The organism is Maribacter sp. IgM3_T14_3, from assembly GCF_049603095.1.
Classification (GTDB): domain Bacteria; phylum Bacteroidota; class Bacteroidia; order Flavobacteriales; family Flavobacteriaceae; genus Maribacter.
The window spans coordinates 4336731-4359357 of sequence record NZ_CP187138.1 but is presented as its reverse complement, the minus strand read 5'-3'; the positions used below and the strand labels follow the sequence as shown (position 1 = coordinate 4359357).

Here is a 22627-nt window from a genome sequence, read left to right as displayed (position 1 = left end):
AACACTAATCTAATGGATTTTTAATTTTCTTAAAAGTATTGGTCGCTACATGGGTGTATATTTCGGTCGTCTTGCTGGAGCCATGACCTAAAAGTACTTGAATCTGTCTAAGGTCTGTACCTGATTCCAAAAGATGTGTTGCAAAACTGTGCCGTAATACATGTGGGGTAACGGTATCTCTTATACCTGCTTTTGCTGCTGATTTTTTGACGATGTTCAATACACTTTCTGCGGTATATTTTGATGCCTTTCTTCCCTCGAATAAGTAATCTTGCGGCTTCCACTCTCTGTAATAAAGACGGAGATCATCCAAAGCGGATTTTGATAATAAGGTGTACCTGTCCTTATTGCCCTTACCGTCCTTTACCCTTAAAAGCATTCGCTTACTATCAATATCTGAAATTTTCAAGTTCAAAAGTTCACTCCTTCTTAGACCTGAACTGTACAAAAGCTTTACAATGCACCTATGCTTGATATTATTGGTGTTCTCGATAATTGAAATGATCTCCTCCTTTGATATTACCTTGGGTAGCTTCGACTCCTTTCTTGGACGTTCTATTTCATAAAATCTGTTCGGCATGCCCAATACTACCTCATAATAGAATTTAATTGAATTAATTGCCTGGTTTAGATAAGAATTGGATACGTTACGATGTATAAGCTTTTGAAGAAACGCTCTAATATCCCTTTCGTCAATAGCGTTCAGTTCCTTATGCTTATAATGATTTATAAACATTTCAAAGAACGAAACATAGGTGCGCACGGTGCTATTGGCATATTTTTTTAGTTCAAGTTTGAGAAGGTACTCTTCGGGACAACATCTAAATTGGGGTATGGGTTTTCTCTTGCGGTACCATTCCACATCTATTGACTCATTGGTCGTCTTTAATGGTTTGTTGGTCAAGAATCGATTATAGTTTATCCAAACTTCACCTTTAAATGTGTTAAAGATAATGCCAAGGTTAGCTTTGGTATTCTCAATATAGGCCATATTGTACCGTTTACTCCACCTGGGGTCAGGTAGCCCTTTGATTAAATTTTGTATCAACCTATCCGGAGAAAATTTGATGCCTATCATCTGTTGCCCCTTGATCATCAGATGATATAAGGTTATGGATTTTATATGCGGTGTATAAGAAGAAGCCATACTATTGAATTAATGGATAAAAGGGCAATTTATAGGATAGAATTGATTTAATCGTACCTTAAGCGAATAATGTTCGCATATACAACCACTTAAATTTAACAGGGATGAGATTACAGCATGAATGTATATATTGCAAAAAGCAACTTACAGGTAGAACGGATAAAAAGTATTGCAACTTACACTGTAAGAGCGCCTATCAATACCAAAAGGAAAAACAGAACCCGGAACGGTTTTATAACAAAGTGGACAATCAACTAAAACTCAATAGGAAGATTCTAAAGGAATACAACAAGGGAGGAAAGGTAACGATACGTTCTAATGTGTTATTGGAATTAGGATTTAATCCTAAATTTTTTACCCACTATTGGAAAAGTCAAAAAGGAGAGGTTTATCTATTTGTGTACGAATACGGATTTTTGAGCAAGAAGGATAACGGAAAAGAAAAGTATGTCTTGGTCATTTGGCAGGACTATATGGCGGTAGGGCTATAGGGCTGATCGTAAAAAAGTTTGCTTTTTTGCTGATTTTCTTTATGCGTTTTCGGAATCAACACTGAATCTACAAATGTCGTTTGCAATATGCATCTTCTAAATCTTGCGCTTGATCCCAGAATACAACTCCACATTCCTTACAATTTCTTCTGCCCTGAATAGCCAAATATTTATATAGGGTAGGTTTTGATTTAATACCTACCAATTTCATGATGTCGACAATAGGCAATTTATTCTCTTGGTAATATGTTGCAGCCAGCATCGCCTTTTGTTTAGCTTCTTTACCAAGCCCCTTTTTACGACCCAGTTGTATACCCCTTCTTCTTGCACTCTTAAGACCGGCAGTGGTCCGCTCTATAATTATATCACGTTCCAGTTGGGCTACGGCACCGAACAGTGTAATTATAAATTTGCCGTGCGCAGAAGTCGTATCAATGAACGGGTCATTAATACTCTTGAATTTAACACCAAGTTTCTCGAACTGATCGACCAATTTTAACAGGTGGGAAATACTCCTGGCAATTCGGTCCAGTTTCCAGACGATTACCGTATCTCCTTCCCTAAGTTTATAAATCATCAGATCTAAGTCATGCCGTTCTGACTTGGCACCGGAGGAAACATCCCTGTAGATATTTTTCTCGGTGACACCTTCTTTTAAAAGTGCATCGATCTGTAAACTGGGATTTTGGGTTTTGGTGCTGACCCTTACATAACCAAAAAGCATATCTAGTATATTTATAGGTCTAAAAATAAACTAATAAATTATACCGATAAAATGAACCGCTGTTTATTTGAAATTCGATTTAAATAAAAAGTTCAAAAAAACGGTCGTTTAAGTTCCAAAAACTAGGACCCTTTAATTGAACTTTTTGCTAACCCACCACCCCCAAACTGCCACCTCAAAGGCAGCAAATAACCAAAGAAGTCCAGCTATGCCTGGTACGGCCAAGAGTACAATAAGAAACACAATCAAAGGCAATCTGGACATTCGTTTTAGCCGATAAAGCCCCATAAGTAATACAAATAGAAAACAGATAAAACCGAATAACGAAAATTTTTGTAATAAGAGCTCAAAGGTCAACATGATTTTAGGTTTAAATACCCTTCAAAATAAACCTTGCTCATTACAAAATCTGCCTTGCATCTTATTAAATCCACATTTGTCTTCTTTTCCCTAGCCATAAGCGCCCCCAGGCGCAAGTTTTAATAATATAGGAAGAATGTTGCTCAGAGCTTTGTAAGGGGTATTTTATGGACAGGGAAAGGAAAACATTGGTATCCAATTCCGTTTGAGGTTTGAACAAGGTTCAAGCGGAAAACTAGCCTTAAAGACTAACCTATCGCCCTTCTACGTTGTATGGTTTTGATTTCATCATTTAATGCCGAAATTTTTATTTGCTTCTCTTTAGGGAAATCAAAGCCGCCTATAATGGAATCATTTACATCCAACGGAATTTTTTGCCAGATGATTCCTGTAAAATTTACTTCGTTAGGAGATTGAAACGAAATAGATTGTATAAAGAATCCAGTAGGTATCCTAATGGCAGTATTCGGTTTGTTTTGGCCCCTACCCTCCCAGGTTTTAAAATAGGCTTCCATTTCACTAGCGTCATGAACAACATTAATTGACTTATCACTTTCGTGATGAATATCATTTGCATTAAATGAAATGGCCCATTTATTGGCTATAACCAGAATAGCAATTAATGATACACTAGCGGCTATTAACCAAAGGGATGATTTTTTCATTGGTTTCATATAGGTTGGTTTTTAAAAGCACGAACGCAGCTTGGCAAACTGTAATCTTATAAAGGTAAAATTTATTAATAGAGTCAGAATTATACTGAAAGTGTAAATTAAAATTAGCTCTAAATTGAACGAAAAATAATAAGGGATATGCTCTTTTAGTATCTTTAGTTGAAATGTAGACCATTCCATCTCCCATAATGGTCTCATCGCCAAACCACATTTCCATTAAATATGACCAAGGCATTCGATTCTTCAGGGAAGAAAAACCATATCCAATCACAGGATACATCCACGGCCAAAAATAGTTGGCAAACCCTTCCTCAATTTAACGACAACAGATTTGAAACTGTGTTGCACCGAAAACTGGTAAAAATGGCCAACAGTTTTGCAAAAGAGCCATTACCGCCACAGAAAAAGGAGAACAATACCGGCCTACCAGATAACCTAAAGTCTGGTATCGAAAATCTCTCCGGCTATTCCATGGACGATGTTAAAGTGCATTACAATTCCAATCAACCCGCCCAACTAAACGCCCATGCCTTTGCGCAAGGCACTGATATCCATTTAGCTCCAGAGCAGGAAAAACATTTGCCACATGAAGCTTGGCACGTGGTACAACAAAAGCAAGGGCGCGTAAAGCCTACTATGAAATTGAAGGGCAATGTGCAGGTAAACGGTGATGCTGGGTTGGAGAAGGAGGCCAATACTATGGGAGCTAAAGCCCATAATTTGAATCAGAAACAAAAGGACGTCTTAAATAATATATCCGTAAGTAACATGAATGAAAATGAAAATTCAACTAATGCCCCAACCATCACTCAGGAATTAGATTGGTTCCAACAGCTCTTGTTGCTCCGTGGCAAAATCACTTTTGAGCAGTCAGAATCGGAAACAGCATTACATGGGCTGGCGCCACCCTTAATTGAAAATCAAAATTCTTCCTATGCCCAAATGATTAAAAAACACCAAATGGGCATGGCCGAACGACTGGTGTTGATTTTGGCCTTGATCCCCCACATAAAACCGTCGTTGCTCGATATGCTGTACATGAAAAACCAACTCTATGATATTCCCTTTACAGAGTTCGGCGGGGTTCGCTATGACAAACACAAAGGCTATCTGCCCACAGGCGAGACGGCTGCTTTTCTACTCGCAGGTGCTGATTTGGAAAAACGATTTGCGCTATTACCAATTTTTGAAAAAGACCATTTCTTTTATCAAGAAGGTATCTTGTCATTAGAAGCTACCTCATCAAATGAACCCCTACTCTATGGCCTATTGCGCATATCACCAGAACACCTTTCGTTGCTAACGACCGGTAAGGTTTTCAAACCCGATTTTAGCCCGCATTTTCCTGCCATGCGCATTACTACCTCACAAGACTGGGAGGATCTCATAGTAGCAGACCATTTATTAAACGGTCTTGAAGAAATTAAGGCCTATACCCTATATGGAAAGCAACTGAAAAATGACCATCAATTTGGAAAGAAAATAAAACCAGGTTTTAAGGTACTATTTACAGGCCCACCAGGTACTGGTAAAACCCTTACCGCTACCCTACTCGGTAAGGCCTGCAAAATGGACGTGTACCGCATAGACCTCTCCATGGTCGTTTCCAAATACATTCGCGAAACGGAAAAGAATCTCTCCCGCGTTTTTGACCTAGCCGAAAACAAAAACTGGATCCTTTTTTTTGATGAGGCAGATGCATTATTTGGTAAGCGAAATAATACTTCAGATTCAGATGATCGGTACGCTAACCAAGAAGTATCTTTCTTGTTACAGCGCATGGAAGATTTCGATGGCCTTGTTATTATCTGTTCCAATTTCAAAAAGAACATTGATGAGGCCTTTTTTAGAAGGTTTCAATTAGTTCTTGATTTTGAAATACCCAACGTGAACCAACGGTATGTTCTATGGCAAAAATCAAAGACACAAGAATTTGAATATGAAGATGCCATTGATCTTGATATACTGGCAGAAGAATATGAACTAACTGCTGCCTCAATAATCAATATTCTACACTACAGCATACTTAAATGCCTCAGTAGAAAAGACACCCTAATAAAATTGAAGGATATTGAAGCAGGGTTGAAAATTGAAAGAATTAAGGAAGGTAAAAGTATTTTTTAAAGGGTTTCTTGGCATATTTGGTTTTCTTTAGAACCTATTGTCTTGGTATTTGAGCATATAGTTTTGATTCGTTAACAGTAGTTTCATGTGATCCTTTTGTTGAAAACCAGTAGGTTTGTTAAAGGTTTTTGTTTTAAAAACTGTGAATATCTATACGCAAAACGGATTTTTTTGTAGGAAAAAAATCCTATCTTTAGAGGAGCACTTTCCCATTATATATTAAGCATTTTCAATCCCTCGAATGCAATTGCTTATGCTATTAGCTAAAATGTGTAATTATGATTCATACAGTTTTAGAGTATGTTCGAGATAGGCTCAAAAAACATTTCAGGAATGAATTTTCTGGTACAAATGTAAAGGTGGTGCTTTCTAACCTTGATAATGCCAATGGTTTGGTAGTCGACAAAACTGCAAACAGTATTGTATTTTTTCTTATTAATGTCACAGAGGAGACCACATTGAAAAACAACTTGAACCGCAGTGTGTCAGCTGGTCAAAATTTCTTGGCTAAAAAACAAGCACCCTTACATTTGAATTTTCAAATTATGTTCTGTGCCAATTTTAGCGAAGGCAATTATCTGGATGGGTTAAACTATCTTTCATCAATTATCCATTTTTTTCATGTACACCCTAAACTAGATTGTTCGCCCATAAAAGACAAGGAAAATTCAATAGGTAAATTAACCTTCGAACTTTGTACTCTTGATTACGGTGAGATAAGTCAGGTTTGGTCTGCCATTGGTAGCAAATTAACGCCTTCATTGATTTATAAAGTAAATATTTTAGTGTTTGAAGATAAGTCTATTCCTGGTAAGATTCCTGCAATTGAGAGTGTCCAAAATAGAATATAAGCCAGATATCGGCTGTAATAAACAACATAAGTAAAGCTTAAAACGCTAAACTTTAAAATCAAATTAACCAATAGTAATTCCAACTATGGAACAAGCTTACCAATACCTTTTGTCCTTAGAATTTAGGCACAATTATTTTAAAGATGGTCTTTTTAAACCAATACAGCTATCTTTTGATACCGAATCACAACATTTGCTTAGAAACTTCGGGTTGATTTTAAAACCGTACCCAGGAGGTTTTCATTTATTATGTGTTGATCCTGAACTTCTTGATACCGCCTCTGAAAACACATCCTTGCGAATATTTATAGATTGTAACGACCCCTATTTTATCAATTATTCAGATTTACCTTACTTCAATCCATCAGACACTGTTCTGTATTTCAATAATTTAAACTCTAAAGCAAATTCTGAAAATTCAACCCTTAATCTACATTCTGAAATAAACGTTGGCAAAAAGGACGTTTACAAACTTAGCTCAGGGACATTAATGCTGGCTACCTTAAAAAAGATAAATACATATCATTTTAAAGATGAAGATGAAAATGACATTTCTGATAGTATTCATATAAAATGGATTGAGGACAATGGGTACTTAATTTCTAACCGTTACGAAGGTAGTTTTCACGTATATGAAAATGAAATTGAAATTGATAAGGTGTATGCCAATCCTAACCCGGTCTGGAAAAAACCAATGGCCGTTGTAGAACTATTTTTATCAAAGATGTTTGAAAATTTCGAACCTGATAAGAAACTAAAATACATCGTAAGTTTTAATTCAATTAAAACGCATTGGAGGTATATTCTTGCTGATCCAATATATAAAAATTTTCAAAATCTTACGATTGTTATAAAAGGCCAAGAAAACGAAGTTTTTGCCCGTCTTACAGATAACCCGAGCGAGGGATCTCAATATCCTGTTTTTCAATCTATAGAAAAATTAGACCTATTAGAGTATTCGGAAGATTTCTATTCACTTATGAATGATGAGAATTCCTCTCCCATCATCAAGGCATTGCCAAGAGCGGCACCGGAACATCTTGTCTTTGGAAAAGACAAAAAAACCATGTATTCACACATTTATTTATAAACTAGTAATCGAACAAAATTATGGCTAGTACGTATAAGACACCTGGGGTATACATCGAAGAAAAGGATGCTTTTCCTGGGTCTGTTGTTGAGGTAGAAACTGCAATCCCTGCATTTATCGGTTATACTGAAAAAGCATCGGACAACGGTAAATCACTTTTGAATAAACCAGTGCGAATTACTTCAATGCAAGAATTTCATGAACGTTTCGGCAAAGCATTCAATCCAAAATTCAAGTTGGCCAAGACAACGGACAAATTATCTGATGATGCTCCACCGCATCACATGAAAATCGATCAGAAGCAAAATTTGACCATCGATTTTGAAACAAATAACCATGACCTAATTTTTTATAATAGTTTAAGGCTGTTTTATCTAAATGGAGGAAGCGCCTGTTATATAGTTTCCGTAGGATTGTTTGATGAGAACGATGGTGTTAAAATAGATTATGATGAACTCTTATCTGGTCTGGAACCTCTTAAAAAGGAGCAGGAGCCGACCATGATTATAGTACCGGAAGCCGTTAAGCTAGGTGAAAAAAGTTATGATGTGTACAAAAAAGTTCTAGAACACTGTTCCGACATGCAGAGCAGGGTAGCTATTGTAGATATTTATGATGGGGACTGGTCTAAATTTTCGGATGGTTTAGACCCTAAAGTGAAAGTGTTTCGTGAAAAAATAGGCAGTTCATTTTTAGATTATGCAGCAGCTTATCACCCTTGGCTACATACCAACATCGTTAGCGATAGGGATATAACCTTTATGAATTTTGGTAAGAGTGTAGAAGAGGCCTTAAGTAATTTGAAAGAATTGGTGCCCGAAGAGGAAAAGGCCGCAATTGCAATTATTGAAGACTATCCGAAAGACGATACTGCAATTGAAGCCAAATTCGACAAAGAGAAATCTGTGGACGAGGCAGATAAAAAAGAGGCACTAAAGAAGTTTGAGAAGAGCCAACAGAATAATCTACACCTAGGACTTTGGGAAGCTAGCCCTACCTATAAAAATATTCTGGCCAAATTAAGAGAGATATTAAACTTGCTTCCTCCATCATCCGCTATGGCCGGCGTTTACACGAAGGTAGACAATAACAGGGGGGTCTGGAAATCTCCGGCCAATATTAGCCTGAATGGAGTAATAAAACCATCTACTACCATATCGCACGATGACCAAGAACAACTAAATGTAGATGCTATCGGAGGAAAATCGATTAATGCCATTCGTACGTTCCCTGGTTTAGGAACCCTGGTGTGGGGTGGCAGGACTTTAGACGGTAATAGCCTTGATTGGCGCTACATTAACGTTAGAAGAACGATGATTATGTTAGAGCAGTCCATAAAACTAGCCCTACGAGCTTATGTATTTGAACCCAATGATGCGAATACTTGGGTAACCGTAAAAAGTATGATTGTTAATTTCCTAACAGAAAAATGGAAACAAGGAGCGTTGGCAGGTTCTTCACCAGAAGATGCTTTTGATGTACAAATTGGACTTGGTAATACAATGACTGCTGTAGACATTTTGGAAGGAAAAATGCTGGTATCAATCAAATTAGCAATCGTTAGACCGGCAGAATTTATCGTAGTAACATTCCAACAACAAATGCAAAAATCTCAAAAATAAATTTAAATCTAAAAAACTAAAATATTATGGCAGGAGAAGCACAAGACACCAATTGGCCCTTACCAAAGTTTTACTTTATGGTTGACTGGGGGTCTACGACCAATATTCCATTTCAAGAAATCAGTGGTCTGGATATAGAATCAGAACCTATAGAATATAGACATGGCAATAGTCCTGTATTTTCAAAAATAAGTATGCCCGGTATGATAAAGAGTAATAAGGTAACCATGAAAAAAGGGGTATTTGCCAAAGACAATGCTTTTTGGGATTGGTTCGTTAAAATAAAAATGAACACCATTGAGCGGCAAAATGTGGTCATCAAGTTATTGGACGAAGGTGGTAACCCCACCATGACCTGGACCCTTTTAAATGCTTGGCCTTCAAAGATAACCTCTACCGACCTTAAATCGGATGGTAGCGAGGTTGCCATTGAAACCATTGAAATAGCGCATGAGGGATTAACTATTGCAAATGGATAAACTATATGGCAAAGGATAATTTTTTTAGCTCTGACTATGCGCCGCCAACGGCATTTTATTTTGCAGTAAAATTCGCAGGTTTTCCTGATATGGACTGTAGTTTTCAAGAGGTATCGGGTTTGCAGGTAACCCTAGGAACGGAGGAACGAAAGGAAGGAGGAGAAAATGATTTTGTGCATCACCTTCCTAAACCCCCTACATATAGTGACTTGGTATTAAAACGTTGTCTATTGCATAATTCAAAGCTTACCAATTGGTGTAAAAATGCGCTCGAAGACTTCAAATTCGACCCTAAGGATATCAAATTGCAACTACTTGGTGCCAATGGGGGTAGTTTGGCATCTTGGAGTATTATTAAGGCCTATCCGATATCATGGGAATTATCAACATTGAACAGTACTAGTAATGATTTGGCCATTGAAACCTTGACTTTAAAATATCGAAATTTCAAAAAAGACTAGGTATGATTATGATTTAAGATTGTCCATAAAATTGAGGACTATTATCCATTGATCATTCCAAATCGCATATGAAATTAACAAGCACAGGCATCGAATTATATTTCACTTATAACTAAAAGTACTATGGCAGAATTTTTACAACAACAAGATGGTATTATTGATTTTCATATTTTCATTAATGGAAGTAAAATAAAGGATACTGTTGAAGTTCAAGAATTAATAATTGAAATGGAGGTAAACCGTATTGCATCGGCTTCAATTGTTATTCAAGATGGTGGAGCCATCGGGGTAAGCGAATCATTTACAAATAGTGAGAGTAATGATTTTATTACTGGTAATGACATTGAAATAGCCTTGGGCTATAGCGATGAAATAAAAAAGGTTTTCAAAGGTATTATTCTTTCCCAACGTCTTTTGGTAAAAGGAGATAAATCGCAGTTAATTATTACCTGCCAAGACAAAGCTATTCATCTAACCCAGGGGAGGTACAATGCCATCTTTCAGAATATGAAAGATTCAGATGCCATTAAAAGTATCGTTTCTAAGTATAATCTTGACTTGGATATGGATACTACCAACTACGAGCATCCGACTTTAGTACAATATAATTGTACTGATTGGGACTATATTGTTATGCGGGCCGAAGCCAACAATATGATAGTTCATAACTATCAAAACAAAATAAGCATAAAAAAAATAGATTTTACGGGTAATCCAAAATACGAAATTAAAGCGTCTCAATTTGTTATTGATATTGACTTGACCTTGGAAAGTAAAAATATATCAGGCACATATAAAATGTCATCTTGGGACGCCAATTCTCAAGAAGTACTTTCTAGCAGCATAAAAATACAGGACTCTTTAAATCAAGGAAATATCACCGCAAAAAAAATATCCTCCACTTTGAACAAAAGTTATGATAGCTATTCTTCCACACCCATTTCAAAAACTGAAATGGATATACATCTAGAGTCATTGGCAAATAATGGAGTATTGAATAAGGTAAAGGGAAAAATTACAATTCCTGGGAATACAAAGATAATTGCAGGTGATATTATTAAACTATCAGAGTTCAGTTCTCGCTTTAATGGCAAAGCGTATATCTCAAAAGTAGAACATAGTTTGCAAGATGGGGAATGGTTAACTATTCTTCATGTTGGAAAAGATTTAAGTTCGCACGCTTCTTTACCAAATATTGAAGAATTCAGTGCCTCTGGTCTGCTATCTGCCATGCGAGGTACACAGATTGCTACGGTAAAAAAAACATTTGAGGATCCAGATAATAATTTTCGTGTTTTAGTAACGCTACCTTCATTTTCTGGCACTGGTCAAGAAGATGGTATTTGGGCCAGAATTGCTTTTCCTTTTGCTTCTGCGGATGCTGGCTTTTTCTTCTTTCCTGAAGTAGGTGATGAAGTCCTGCTCACATTTACGAATGATGACCCACGTTTCCCTATAATTATTGGGTCACTTTACAGCGCTAAAAATAAATCTAAAGAGATTCCTGATGAAAAGAATCAATTCAAATCTATTTATTCTAAATCGGGTATTAATATAAGGTTTGATGATGAAGATAAAATCTTGTCCATTGAAACGCCTGATAAGAACGCGATAGTACTTGATGATAAAGAAAAGAGTATTAGCATCAAGGATATGAACGATAATTCCATTGTTATGGATGAATCAGGAATAACGATGAAGACACCAAAAGATCTAAACTTAAGTGCTGATGGAAGTATTAACATAAAGGCAACTTCTAATTTAGCTATGTCCGCAACGGCAGATGCGACATTAGTTGGATTGAGTATAACCCATAATGCAAAGACTTCCTTTACCGCTAAAGGTAATGCCTCTGCTGAATTGTCAGCTTCAGGCCAAACCACTGTAAAAGGAGCAATGGTAATGATTAACTAAAAAACTAAGAAATATGCCACTTGCAGCTAGATTAACAGACATGCATACTTGTCCCATGGTTACTCAAGGATCACCTCCAATTCCTCACGTGGGAGGTCCAATTATCGGACCAGGTGCGCCTACGGTGTTAATCGGCAAAATGCCCGCAGCGGTTATGGGTGATAACCTGGTCTGTGTAGGTCCACCAGATAGTATTGTTAAGGGATCTGCGACCGTAATGATTGGTGGTAAACCCGCTGCTCGTATGGGTGATACTACGGCCCATGGAGGTAGTATTGTGCTAGGTTGCCCTACGGTAATGATTGGTGGGTGATTTTAGACTACAAAATTCAAATTAAAAATATAATTTATGACATTAATTATCAAAGAATTAATAATTCGAGGAGTTGTTACAACAGACTCGGATAAACATCAAGAGGGAGAGTCAATAAATAAGGAGGAGTTATATCAATATTTAGATGAAATGAAAACATCAATTAAAAAAGACTGTATAGAAACGGTATTATCAAAATTGGAGGCTAAATCAAGGCGTTAATGAGCCAAAGTGATAATAGTGTAAATACCTCAATTGTTGTTTTCGAATATGAAAACAAAAAAATGGCTGCTCAATGCAACGATATCATTGAGACTATTTTCAACGCCCAGATAGTGCCAAAACTCGAAGAAGTAATTAATCATAAAATTCCGAAAGAAGTTGCCGTCGATTTAGATTCCATTGAAATAGACATTGGCACCATTAAAGCACATGAATTTAATCATGAACTTGCGCAGCGTATCAAAAATGCATTTGAAACTGCCTTAGAGGCAAAATTGAGTATTTTACAGAATTCCATAATCCACAACAACTTAAAAGCTGCGGACACCCCTTTTTATTATCTAGAAGTTGCCCTTGAATTCTATATGGTTAATGGGTATTTTCCTATTTGGTTTGATGCTAAAAAATCATTGAACCAACTCGATGAAAATATCTTTGATACGTCCAACACAATTATACTGAGTTTGATTGAAAATTATATAGATGATAAAATAGCATTGAAACGCCTTTCCGATTTTTTTGCCCAACACGATGATTCCATTATAAAAGAAATAGCACTACTTGTAAATAAAGAGAATAAAGAACCAATAATTAAAATAAGAAAGAAGAATAATGAAAACTCAATATTACCAGAAGGAAATTTAATAATAACGAAATATTATGAGGACATTGATAAAAATAGAGAAAAGGTTATTAAATTTTATTTACTAAATGGGAATTTACCCGAAGGGTTCAAAGAGTTAAACCTAAACGATATTAAAACTGTTTATAACGATTTAATAGCTAAAAAATTCCCTTTTTTAGAAGATTGCTTTAATGACAAGCACATCAATCCCAATCTGAATTTTGGAAGGTTGCAAAGACTAATGGATACCAAAAATCTTAAAACCGTTCGGTTATACCTACATCATTATTTTGAAGAAGTATATGAAATTTTAGAAAAATCAATCAATGAACTTCAAATCAAATTAAATTTAGCTAATTACATAAAACTTGATTTTAAGATTTTTAGCTCTGAAGTTTTGTTGAAAAGTTTAGCACATTTAAAAGGTAAAAAGGCTCCTAGTACTGTTATAAATCAAATACATCTGAATATTAAAGAATACCTACCAAAAAAAATCACAGACTCACCCGAATTTCTAAACATCCTAAAATCTCAAGGGTTATTGTCAGAAAAACATATAGGTTCATCAAAACATCAAAATGATAAAAATCTCAATGATTTATTAACCCTGCAAGAAATTGAACAAGACAATGACGAAAGAATTTTAGTTGAAGAACTTAATCCTACAGAAGACCTTTCCTTAAACAACAAATCTTCTAATGAATTGGATTTAAAAAATCAAATACCTTTTGAACTTTCAATTCTAAAGTTCTATGCGGAACATAGCTACATGCCTTGGTGGTCAGATGAAAAATCTTTAAACCATGTTTTAAAATCTCTTGAAATTAAAAGTACATATTCTAAAAGCCTTTTTGAAGAAATATTTATGCAAACAGAAAATATGGCGCCCTTTTTAGGTAAACTGGCTTTTGTTTTACCCCCGGAACTTAAAAGAACCTTATATGAAATTATAGCACCATACCAACATCTGGCAGCCAAATGGGTTGATAGTGTCTCAAAATTTAATCAAAACCAAACCTTAAACCAAGAAAAAGAACCTACATCTTCAGACACCGTTTTAAATTTGGAAGAGCAAGATTTTAAACTTTTGAAAAGGAGTATTTACTTTTTAAAAGACAAAGACGTTCTCAACACAAAGCATTTTAACGACCCCTTTCTAAAAAATCAACTCAAAATCTATTTAAATCTAGCGCCTTATTTTTATTTTCAAAACATTACCCCACAAAAATGGAGACAAATTCTATATTCCTTTGTTTTGATTAATAGTAATGGTTCTCAATCTAATCAAAACACCAACTTTCATAATTCGCTTTTCACCTTTTTAAGAAAGGAAAACCATAACATTTCTTGGAATGCGATTCTCATGGCGGTTTATGAAAAAACTCAAACTTCACCCATCTCAAATATTAGAAACTTTCCGCAAGAATTATTCAAATTGATCAAAAAACCTGTAAATGAAAAAGATTTAATCAATGGTAACAAAAGGGACCAATCAGAACCAAAATTCACAAATGATTCTGAAAATGAAATAAAGGTATCAAATGCAGGTCTAATCATATTTTGGCCATTTTTAACTCGCTTATTTGAACAATTAAACCTAATGGAAAACGGATTGTTCATTTCACCCTCAGCACAAAATAGGGCTATTTATCTTCTCCAATACTTAGTTAATAACAACACCAAGGTTCCAGAATTTGAATTGGTTTTAAATAAAATTTTGGTGGGCATGCCTATATCAGAACATCTTGAACCTATAGATAATCTTAGCCTAGAAGAAAAGAATATGATTACCAGCCTTATGAATGGATTGATACAGAATTGGCCTAAAATGCAAAATTCTACTTCGATTGGAATTCAAGAGACATTCATTCAAAGAGAAGGTATTTTGAGTATAGATAAAGAACATTATAAACTAGTGATTACAAAAAACACAGTTGATATTCTTGTGGCTTCAATTCCGTGGAACTTATCGTTGATCAAGCTGCCATGGATGCAAAAACCCCTTTATATTGAATGGATTTAATATTCCAAATAGTAATACTAAATAATAGTAAAAATATAACCATTAGTATTTCTTCTAACTACAATAGTATTTTCTTTTCAAATTATAGCGCGTAGCACGGCTATTTGATAGGACACTTTGCCAATAGTTTAGAATTGATTTTCAAAGATGTTAATTGCCGGACTCTTTTAGTAGATTCTTAGTTTGTCCTTTTATGATACATTTTTAGATGTATAAATATCGTAGTGAGTGAATAAAAATTAAACCGACGCTTTAGCTATAGAGGTTCTATTCATTTGGGTCTAATCCTTGTTCCCCGACGAACTGAACGGGAAGATCAGAAAGTACACCAAGAACAAACTCTCCTTCCCGACAGACGATGCGGTGATGAAATCCGTATATTTGACAACAAGGTAGGCCACCAAGAAGTGGTCCATACCCATCAGGAACTGGGGCATAATTTTAAATCAGTTCCTTACGATCTATGAAAAAAGGGTCAGACTTTAGATAAAAGTCCAACCCTCGTTATTTTTAACTTACACACTTGGTGGGATAGTGTCTATTTTATTTTATTAAATCAAGACCGATTACAATCCCAGTCCATAACTTATCTTGATAAATCCAGTTTTCGGCATTTCCAAAACCATGATCAATACCTAGGGCTAAACCGAGATTTAGTCTATTGAACGAAAAAACTCCTGCCGCACCGAAACTATAACCCATAACAGTTTGGCTAATTGAAATATCTGGATTGGTGTTTTCAGCTGTTAAAGCCACTGAAGTTAGTCCAAAAAATGGCGCTAAAGAAAAAGATATGCTTTCCTTTTCATACCCAACCATTTCACCTTCGTTATATATTGGATTAACTCTAGATAAATTCCATTGGTGGCCATAAGCAATGCCAGCATTGAAATTAGTTGAAACAGTACTGGGGAAATCACCTTCTTTTCCTCTTATCTTAAGTGGAATACTCAAGGTTTGAAAAACTAACTTGTTTTCACTATACCTCAATGTTCCTGATTGCTTCAAATTGGTATCCTCAAAATCCGTCGATTCGAAAGAATAAGTATTGGCTTTGACACTGTTGATTTCTTGTTCTATATTACCGGTGACAACATTCTTACTCTTTGAAAATTTATCTAATAGTTTCAGATTGCCGCCAGTATCTCCAATATCTTTTTTTAAAGAATAACTATTATCATCAAAATCAGCGGTCAGATTATAAGGTTCTAATGTTAATTTTTTATTTTCCAAATTGAGTTTGGCACGTGCCCCTCGCTTGGATTTATAGGCCCTTACTGTACTTTCATTAATCATATCACCATTTTCATCAACATTCTCTACGCTATACAAAAGGTTACCCCTGTTTAGTTTGATAATATCCAATGATTTTGTAGTTGAACATGATAATAATAGTCCAACTAATGTGAATAAAAAATACTTTTTCATAGTTCAGCATCTGGTGCCATAGTAAATCTGGCAGGTTCTACGTTGGTCATAAAAACTTTTCTTTCAGAATCATAGCCTACATTGTCATTTTCTAAAAGATGAGAAAGGGCCATAAATTTGGTAATAGTCAAATTTGTAAAAGCCTTCGAAGCTCTTGGATTTTCAAAATAAATTTTTATGGCTCCATATGGCCTCGTTGCTTCAACAACTAGCTTTTTTTCAAATGCTGTTACTTTATACATATTATTAATCGTTACATCTCACAGGGCTAGCAAACCACCTGCATTCGTTATCGTTTGCAAGGCTGCATACCCATAAATATCCCGTATCAGAGCAAAAATCATCACCACAATTGCACTCATTTGTTAATCCCTCTTTTTTTAACTCTTCTTCGGATGCAGGAAAAAGTTCAAATTCTTTGCCCCTTACTGTTACTTTGGTTTTCTGGTTTTTCATCTTTTTTAATTTTAGTCTTATGACAAATCTAGTTTTCTTAATTGTTTAAAATCATCCCTACAAATAGGTATTTTTAGGCGAATTCTCTAGGTCCAAATAGGTTGAAAAAATAAATGGAGCCTAGGCTCCATGGTAGATATGCAGAAGTATGTGATGCTAAAAAAGGTGCACGGCATTTTTCTAGCTTTTACGTTGGTTGGATTTCGGTTTAAAATTAACAGCTTAGAACAAAAAAATCCTGTCCTTTCTGTCTGCAATCAATTAGAGGGTTTGTAGTGCTTTTATACCACTTATACATTAGCTACTAGACCCTTTCAAATAATGTAAACAACAGTATCTAAACATTTAAATGCAAATTTTTCTTATGAAAACCTATTTATTGGTCTCAAGCAAACTTTAAGGAAAATGTTTAAAACCTTGGACAATTGTACTAATTTCTTTAATACCCTAAAATTTGGAAATGAAGGTAAAATAAAGAGATTGATTAATTTTTTTTAAATATCAAGACTAAAAGCGGTTAGGTTTAACCGCTTTTAATTTTTAATTGCAGGGGCTAACACCTTGTGTTACACCATCAACCTCACCAATTAACACTCTTAACATCTTCGCATTGGTAACGGTAACTCTTTGTCTTGCTATAATTTTATCTCCTCTTGAAATATTTACTATAACGCAACATGAGGCACCACTTTTTGGTTTCCATACACTAAATTGTGCTCTTTTTCCATTATAACTTCAAAACTCATTTCTATCTCTAAGAAGACAATACATTGTATCTTGATTTTCATCGGTTGTGAAGGTTTCAGACCCAGAATAATTAGTTGTTTCAGTACTTTTCGTAATCTCTTTAGGCTGATAAACTTCTAGGAATTCTAAATTCTTATTGTTATGATTCATAATTTCTGTTGAACTCTCTTGACCAAAAGTTAAAATTCCCAAGGCAAACATTGTTAAGATTAAAAATTTTTCCATTATTTATAGTTTTAGTTATTAGGTTATAAACATATGTCTCTAATGGTTGAAAAACCATCCCCACAAAAAGGTATTTTATTCTAGTTATTTGAAAACAAAGGGGTTATAAAAATAAAATGGAGCCAAGGCTCCATGCGTCATTGAAAAATGCGTTGAGCTTAATATAGGTTTGCCGCTTCTTCTTTACGGTCACGCTGGTGGGATTCCACGATAAAATAGATGGCTATAAAGAACAATCCGATCCATTCTGCCCAAAGAAGGGTATACCAATGGTTGTCTTCACCGTATATGCATGTGATAATAAAGTAAACGGTCAGGGCCAATAGCGTAAGACTGCCTAAAATAGTACCAAGGTTGTTTAGATTTTTGTCCTCGGTCAAAATCATGGCCAAGGCACAACCCACAAAGAAGGTGCCGGCAAAAATATAGTGTAGCCAATTATAGTGTATATGATCAAAATAGATAACCCCAAAAAGGGCCACACCAAAAATGATATTATAGCCCTTCCCAAAACGGCTTTTGGCTTCTTTAATCTCCTTTATTTTTTCCTGCTGTGCTGACATGTGCTGTGCCCCATTAAATATAAAAAGAGCACCCGCCAAGGCCAACAAACTGCCAAACCAGTAGCTATGGGGCATAAAGACATAGTTGCTGATACTGGTCCTAAAGTGGCCTTGGGTAGATGGGCAGGTGTCGGTCAAAAACAACACCAAAGGTGTCAAGGTAAGGACGGCGGCAATAAAACGTTCCGCTTTGGCGAAGTGGTCTACATTCTTGACCACTTTTTCGGCTGTAGCCTTTAATTCTTGCACGTTCATGGGCTTATATTTTTAATTAAAACTCGTATTTCTTTTCCACCGCATAGCGCAGCAGTTCACCCGCACCGCTTAGGCCCAGTTTTCGGATCATGTTTTTTCGGTGGGTGTCTACCGTACTCTTGCCAATAAAGAGTTCGTCCGCAATCTGGTGGCTGGTATGCCCCTTGGCAATGAGCTGCAGTATCTCCCGTTCCCTAGAAGAGAGTACACTTTTGGAGCTGTTTTTTTCCGTGTCCGGCAGATGAATTTTCTTATCGAAATAGGTCTTGCCTTCCGCTACGGTTCTAATGGCCTCGAGAACGACATCCAGACTACTGTTTTTTAAGATGTATCCATGGGCTCCGGCATCCAACATTTGCTTTACGGCCTCATCCTGGTCGAACATGGTAAAGGCCACCACCTTGGTCTGTGGGGCTTCCGTTAAAATGAACTTGGTGGCCTCAATACCGTCCATAATGGGCATACGAATGTCACAGAGTACCACATTGGGTCTTCGGGTACGAACCAGTTTCAACAGCTCCTCGCCGTTATGTGCCTGTCCAATAATGGTAATATCATCCTCATACTTTACATAGGAGGCCAACCCGTCTATAAGGGCTTGATGGTCTTCTGCAATGGCTACGGTAATCATACGGGTACATCTATAATGATGGAAGTGCCCTTGCCTGGCACACTGTCTATGGTGAAATTTCCTTCCAAATGTTCCACCCGTTTTTCTATGGTGGTAAGCCCCATGCCCGTTTTTGTCTTGGGCAAGGCAGCACGGTCAAATCCGCTACCGTTGTCCTCTACAATGATGTTCAACAACTCCTCATGCTGGGTGAGTTGAATCCCAATCTTGCTCGCCCCGGAATGTTTAATGGCGTTGGCCACCAATTCCTGTACGATTCGGAAAATGGTTAATTCTTGTGAATTTTCCAGTCGGTCTCCCATACCGAAATCCTCCACGGTAACCTGTAGAGCATTGGTGCAGGAAATGACCTCGGCCATTTTTTTGATAGCGGGCAGCAGCCCTTGGTCACTCATCACCCCTGAATTTTTACTGTGGGCCATCCCGCGTACCTTTTGGTAGGCTTCTTCCAATAGTTTTTGGGCACTTTGCAGTCCAGGGTCCTTTTTACTGATCTGGGCATTGTCAAAATGCAATTTGATGGTGGCCATCAAGCTTCCCAGATCGTCATGCAGCTCGTTAGCCACCCGCCTACGTTCCTTTTCCTGCCCCTCGATCATGGCATCGATACTGACCAGTTCCTGTTCCTTAAGCAGGTTGTCCACCCTTTCCTGTTTTAAGAGGGCTTCCTGTTCCGCGAGTTTGCGTTTTTTGGTGGTGTTTTTTTGAAGGAGGATGGCGATACCAGACCCCAACAAAAGGGCAATGGTGGCCGCTATAAGCCAGTTGCGGTTGGACTTTCTACGGTTTTCGCTAATAACATTGTCCAATTTTAATTTTTCCGTTTCATTTTCAACGGATAATAGGGCTGTTTCAAGTGTATTGTTTTTAGCTCCAATTTTATACTCGTGGTTAATTGATCGATTAAGATAATAATAGGCTGAATCGTATTTTGACTCCTCTTCAAATAGCCAAGCATTTAATCTATCATGAAAAAAGGAATCTTTCCTTTTATTAAGTTTGAGTTTATAATTTTTTAAATAGGTTTTTGACTCAGCATACTCCTTCATGTCAAGTTTCAAACTGGCTAATTGCCATAGTGTAATATTGTTCAAGTTTTTCCAATATGGCTTGTTTGTAGTAGCAGAATCAACCTTTTTAAAATATACTTCTGAAACAAAGTAGTTTCCCAAAAGTTTGTTTTGTATACCCTTTTCAAAATTGTAATAGTTACGATAGGGATGGTCTAATGATAAAAGTTTCACCAAAGAATCCAGTTTTCCTATTTCATAATAATATTTTTGGTTGATCTCAAGATCGTTATCTGCCTTAGAATAAAAAATTAAATTATAATGTGTTAGTTGAAAATCGTCTACTATATCTGTGCGGAGTTGTTTGAGGTGCTCAAGATATGGAGCATATTGTTTGCTGCCGATATAAATTTCAGACTTTATTAAGTTCAAAACACATGTTAACCCTAACTTTGTAAGTTGAACATTATCAATTTCATCTGAAATTGAGATTGCCTCAGAAAAACTTTTATATGCCCTTAAAGTTTGAGGTGTTTTATTATGTTGATATAGGTATCCATTAATAAGATTTTTAATGATTTGAACTGTTTTAATTTCGTCTTCTAAAATTTCTTTAGGCTCTAATTGAGTCTGTTCAAAAATCATTATCTCAACTAGGTCGATAGTATTTCTTCTAATTATGGAATCTTCTATTTTTTCAGCATTCTTCCTTGCAGTATCAAGGTTTAAATTTCTTATTGACTCAAGAGTTTCCTCAAATTGAGTCTGTAGAGCATAAACAGATCTAGCTTGAAAAATGCATATTAATATTACAACTACTCTATACAAATTTTGAATAGGTTGTTTGACATCTATCTTGACGAGTTAAATCTTTTTCATCATCTAATCTGTCCATATCTTTTATTTTAGAACCATCTCTTTGGTAAAATTCTGAATCAAATAATCCTTCCTGTAAATGTTCATTATTATTAACTCTGGACATCCTATGTAATTCCCTGTTCACGGTTAGGCCCTTCAACCCCTCAATTGAGATGTTGTTACATTTGACCTTAAGCGGTCTATCTTTTCCATGTCTACCTGAGTTTGCCTTTAAATGAAGGGTCAAGGTTACTCCATTTCCTTCCGGTTTAAATGACGTCTTAGTCTCTTTAAGCATTCCAATGTTATATAATCCCTTGTAGTTCAACAGGTATAATGTAATACTATTTAACATTCCATCCTCAATATTGAGCCTTCCGGAAACCGCGAAAAAAGTACCATAAAGTTGACTACAATAGATCAGTTGATTTGAATTAGGGTCGTTTTTGTCAATATTACATGTAATATGGATGAATTCTTGTTGGTCACTCATAATTTTAGTTTTTTGGTTTGGTCAAAATTGGTTTTTACACCCAAGTGGAAATATCCCCATGAGTAGGTATTTTTTGGTTTGGTGCCGTACCCTTTCTTTGTTCCCGTAAAACAGGCCCATTTCTGGATAGCAGCAATAACATATTTCGGGGGAACATTGAAATTGCGAACAGGGTGGGCCATTTTAAGATACTATTTTAATGTGTTCAAACCAAAACCTTGAAACACCATGCCCATGCCATTGGAATGGAAACTTCTGTTCTATTTAGTACTAAGTAAATCCTAAAATACAAAAAATACTTGTATAGATAGTTTTATTTCCGTTTTGCGAATAGCACGGTCAGAGTATACCATACGCGCCGGATTAAAGTGAGATAGCAATAATTATTGTAAACCCTTATATAGCATAGCCTGAAATGATTTTTACGTCGTTCAAAAAATTCCGTTTTCAGTGGTTCACTTTGACCGATTAATGCAGTATATCGCTCAATTCAAACAAAAGGCCGTTAAATTGAGCTAAGCAAGAGGCAATCCTGCGGAAGTATTTGGGGAACTAGTACTGAACAGTTCAATTCTTAGTCCCCGGCGCAGGAAATATAGCTTGTCAGAAAGCAAAATTTTTAGTAATTTTCGAAATATACCGTATACGCTACCGTAAACGATTTATACTAAAACAGTAAAAATAAATTTACTAACTATTTGTTTTTCAGTAGGTTGTAAAATTAAAAAATAGCGGTTAAAGTTCATAACCCGGAGGTCGGGGGATCGTGCCCCCCTCTCGCTACAATTAATCCGTTGAAATTGAATGATTTACATTCAGTATCAACGGATTTTTTTTGGAA

22 protein-coding genes and 1 pseudogene are annotated in these 22627 nt (G+C 36.1%); 12 read left to right on the top strand and 11 right to left on the bottom strand.

Annotated elements, in window-relative coordinates:
* Positions 1–4: 4 nt before the first annotated feature.
* Positions 5–1096: a site-specific tyrosine recombinase/integron integrase gene (xerA, locus tag ACPF9A_RS19150; RefSeq protein WP_424004533.1), complete on the bottom strand. Its 1092-nt coding sequence runs from the start codon at positions 1094–1096 to the stop codon at positions 5–7.
* A gap of 155 nt (positions 1097–1251) precedes the next feature.
* On the opposite strand from xerA, the gene ACPF9A_RS19145 reads away from it, so the two are divergent.
* Positions 1252–1638 carry a hypothetical protein gene (locus tag ACPF9A_RS19145; protein ID WP_423999503.1) on the top strand — a complete coding sequence of 129 codons (387 nt, stop codon included), beginning with the start codon at positions 1252–1254 and terminating at the stop codon, positions 1636–1638.
* 67 nt (positions 1639–1705) lie between these two features.
* On the opposite strand, the gene ACPF9A_RS19140 is transcribed toward ACPF9A_RS19145, so the two are convergent.
* Entirely contained in the window at positions 1706–2362 is a 657-nt protein-coding gene (locus ACPF9A_RS19140; protein WP_423999501.1) for a recombinase family protein, read from the bottom strand.
* 608 nt (positions 2363–2970) lie between these two features.
* Positions 2971–3396, bottom strand: coding sequence for a hypothetical protein (locus ACPF9A_RS19135; protein ID WP_423999499.1), 426 nt, complete (start codon positions 3394–3396; stop codon positions 2971–2973).
* Positions 3397–3618: 222 nt separating this feature from the next.
* Between ACPF9A_RS19135 and ACPF9A_RS19130 the strand changes: the two genes are divergently transcribed.
* From ACPF9A_RS19130 to ACPF9A_RS19080, 11 genes and pseudogenes are all read left to right on the top strand, one after another.
* Complete coding sequence (locus tag ACPF9A_RS19130) at positions 3619–5520, top strand: AAA family ATPase (RefSeq protein ID WP_423999497.1); 1902 nt, start codon at positions 3619–3621, stop codon at positions 5518–5520.
* A gap of 278 nt (positions 5521–5798) precedes the next feature.
* Positions 5799–6371 carry a DUF4255 domain-containing protein gene (locus tag ACPF9A_RS19125; protein WP_423999495.1) on the top strand — a complete coding sequence of 191 codons (573 nt, stop codon included), beginning with the start codon at positions 5799–5801 and terminating at the stop codon, positions 6369–6371.
* A gap of 85 nt (positions 6372–6456) precedes the next feature.
* A complete protein-coding gene (locus ACPF9A_RS19120; RefSeq protein WP_423999493.1) occupies positions 6457–7461 on the top strand; it encodes a hypothetical protein in 1005 nt (334 codons plus the stop codon).
* A 20-nt stretch (positions 7462–7481) separates the two neighbouring features.
* Positions 7482–9083 (top strand): phage tail sheath family protein, encoded by a 1602-nt coding sequence (locus ACPF9A_RS19115; RefSeq protein ID WP_423999491.1) that lies wholly within the window; start codon positions 7482–7484, stop codon positions 9081–9083.
* Between the two features lie 26 nt (positions 9084–9109).
* Positions 9110–9562 carry a phage tail protein gene (locus ACPF9A_RS19110; RefSeq protein WP_423999489.1) on the top strand — a complete coding sequence of 151 codons (453 nt, stop codon included), beginning with the start codon at positions 9110–9112 and terminating at the stop codon, positions 9560–9562.
* A 5-nt stretch (positions 9563–9567) separates the two neighbouring features.
* On the top strand, positions 9568–10023 hold the full coding sequence (locus ACPF9A_RS19105) for a phage tail protein (protein ID WP_423999487.1): 456 nt from the start codon (positions 9568–9570) through the stop codon (positions 10021–10023).
* Positions 10024–10146: 123 nt separating this feature from the next.
* Entirely contained in the window at positions 10147–11937 is a 1791-nt protein-coding gene (vgrG, locus tag ACPF9A_RS19100; RefSeq protein ID WP_423999485.1) for a type VI secretion system tip protein VgrG, read from the top strand.
* Positions 11938–11950: 13 nt separating this feature from the next.
* Positions 11951–12250: a PAAR domain-containing protein gene (locus ACPF9A_RS19095; RefSeq protein ID WP_423999483.1), complete on the top strand. Its 300-nt coding sequence runs from the start codon at positions 11951–11953 to the stop codon at positions 12248–12250.
* 36 nt (positions 12251–12286) lie between these two features.
* Complete coding sequence (locus ACPF9A_RS19090) at positions 12287–12472, top strand: DUF5908 family protein (protein WP_423999481.1); 186 nt, start codon at positions 12287–12289, stop codon at positions 12470–12472.
* Positions 12472–15120, top strand: a complete 2649-nt coding sequence (locus ACPF9A_RS19085) for a contractile injection system tape measure protein (RefSeq protein WP_423999479.1) — start codon at positions 12472–12474, stop codon at positions 15118–15120. Before ACPF9A_RS19090 ends, ACPF9A_RS19085 begins: the two co-directional genes overlap by 1 nt.
* A 297-nt stretch (positions 15121–15417) precedes the next feature.
* Positions 15418–15606, top strand: a pseudogene (locus ACPF9A_RS19080) (IS256 family transposase); the annotation flags it as partial.
* Positions 15607–15663: 57 nt separating this feature from the next.
* Here ACPF9A_RS19080 and ACPF9A_RS19075 read toward each other — a convergent pair.
* The 8 genes from ACPF9A_RS19075 to ACPF9A_RS19040 all read right to left on the bottom strand — a co-directional run bounded on the left by ACPF9A_RS19075 (position 15664) and on the right by ACPF9A_RS19040 (position 21786).
* On the bottom strand, positions 15664–16548 hold the full coding sequence (locus ACPF9A_RS19075; RefSeq protein WP_423999477.1) for a hypothetical protein: 885 nt from the start codon (positions 16546–16548) through the stop codon (positions 15664–15666).
* Positions 16545–16790: a hypothetical protein gene (locus ACPF9A_RS19070; protein WP_423999475.1), complete on the bottom strand. Its 246-nt coding sequence runs from the start codon at positions 16788–16790 to the stop codon at positions 16545–16547. Before ACPF9A_RS19070 ends, ACPF9A_RS19075 begins: the two co-directional genes overlap by 4 nt.
* 4 nt (positions 16791–16794) lie before the next feature.
* Entirely contained in the window at positions 16795–17004 is a 210-nt protein-coding gene (locus ACPF9A_RS19065; protein ID WP_423999473.1) for a hypothetical protein, read from the bottom strand.
* 735 nt (positions 17005–17739) lie between these two features.
* Positions 17740–17976, bottom strand: coding sequence for a hypothetical protein (locus tag ACPF9A_RS19060; protein WP_423999471.1), 237 nt, complete (start codon positions 17974–17976; stop codon positions 17740–17742).
* A 158-nt stretch (positions 17977–18134) separates the two neighbouring features.
* On the bottom strand, positions 18135–18794 hold the full coding sequence (locus tag ACPF9A_RS19055) for a DUF7103 family protein (RefSeq protein WP_423999469.1): 660 nt from the start codon (positions 18792–18794) through the stop codon (positions 18135–18137).
* Between the two features lie 16 nt (positions 18795–18810).
* Positions 18811–19425, bottom strand: a complete 615-nt coding sequence (locus tag ACPF9A_RS19050; RefSeq protein WP_423999467.1) for a response regulator — start codon at positions 19423–19425, stop codon at positions 18811–18813.
* The gene (locus ACPF9A_RS19045; RefSeq protein ID WP_423999465.1) at positions 19422–21263 is read right to left on the bottom strand and encodes a sensor histidine kinase; all 1842 of its coding nucleotides are present in this window, start codon (positions 21261–21263) and stop codon (positions 19422–19424) included. Before ACPF9A_RS19045 ends, ACPF9A_RS19050 begins: the two co-directional genes overlap by 4 nt.
* Entirely contained in the window at positions 21256–21786 is a 531-nt protein-coding gene (locus ACPF9A_RS19040) for a hypothetical protein (protein ID WP_423999463.1), read from the bottom strand. Before ACPF9A_RS19040 ends, ACPF9A_RS19045 begins: the two co-directional genes overlap by 8 nt.
* Positions 21787–22627 lie beyond the last annotated feature (841 nt).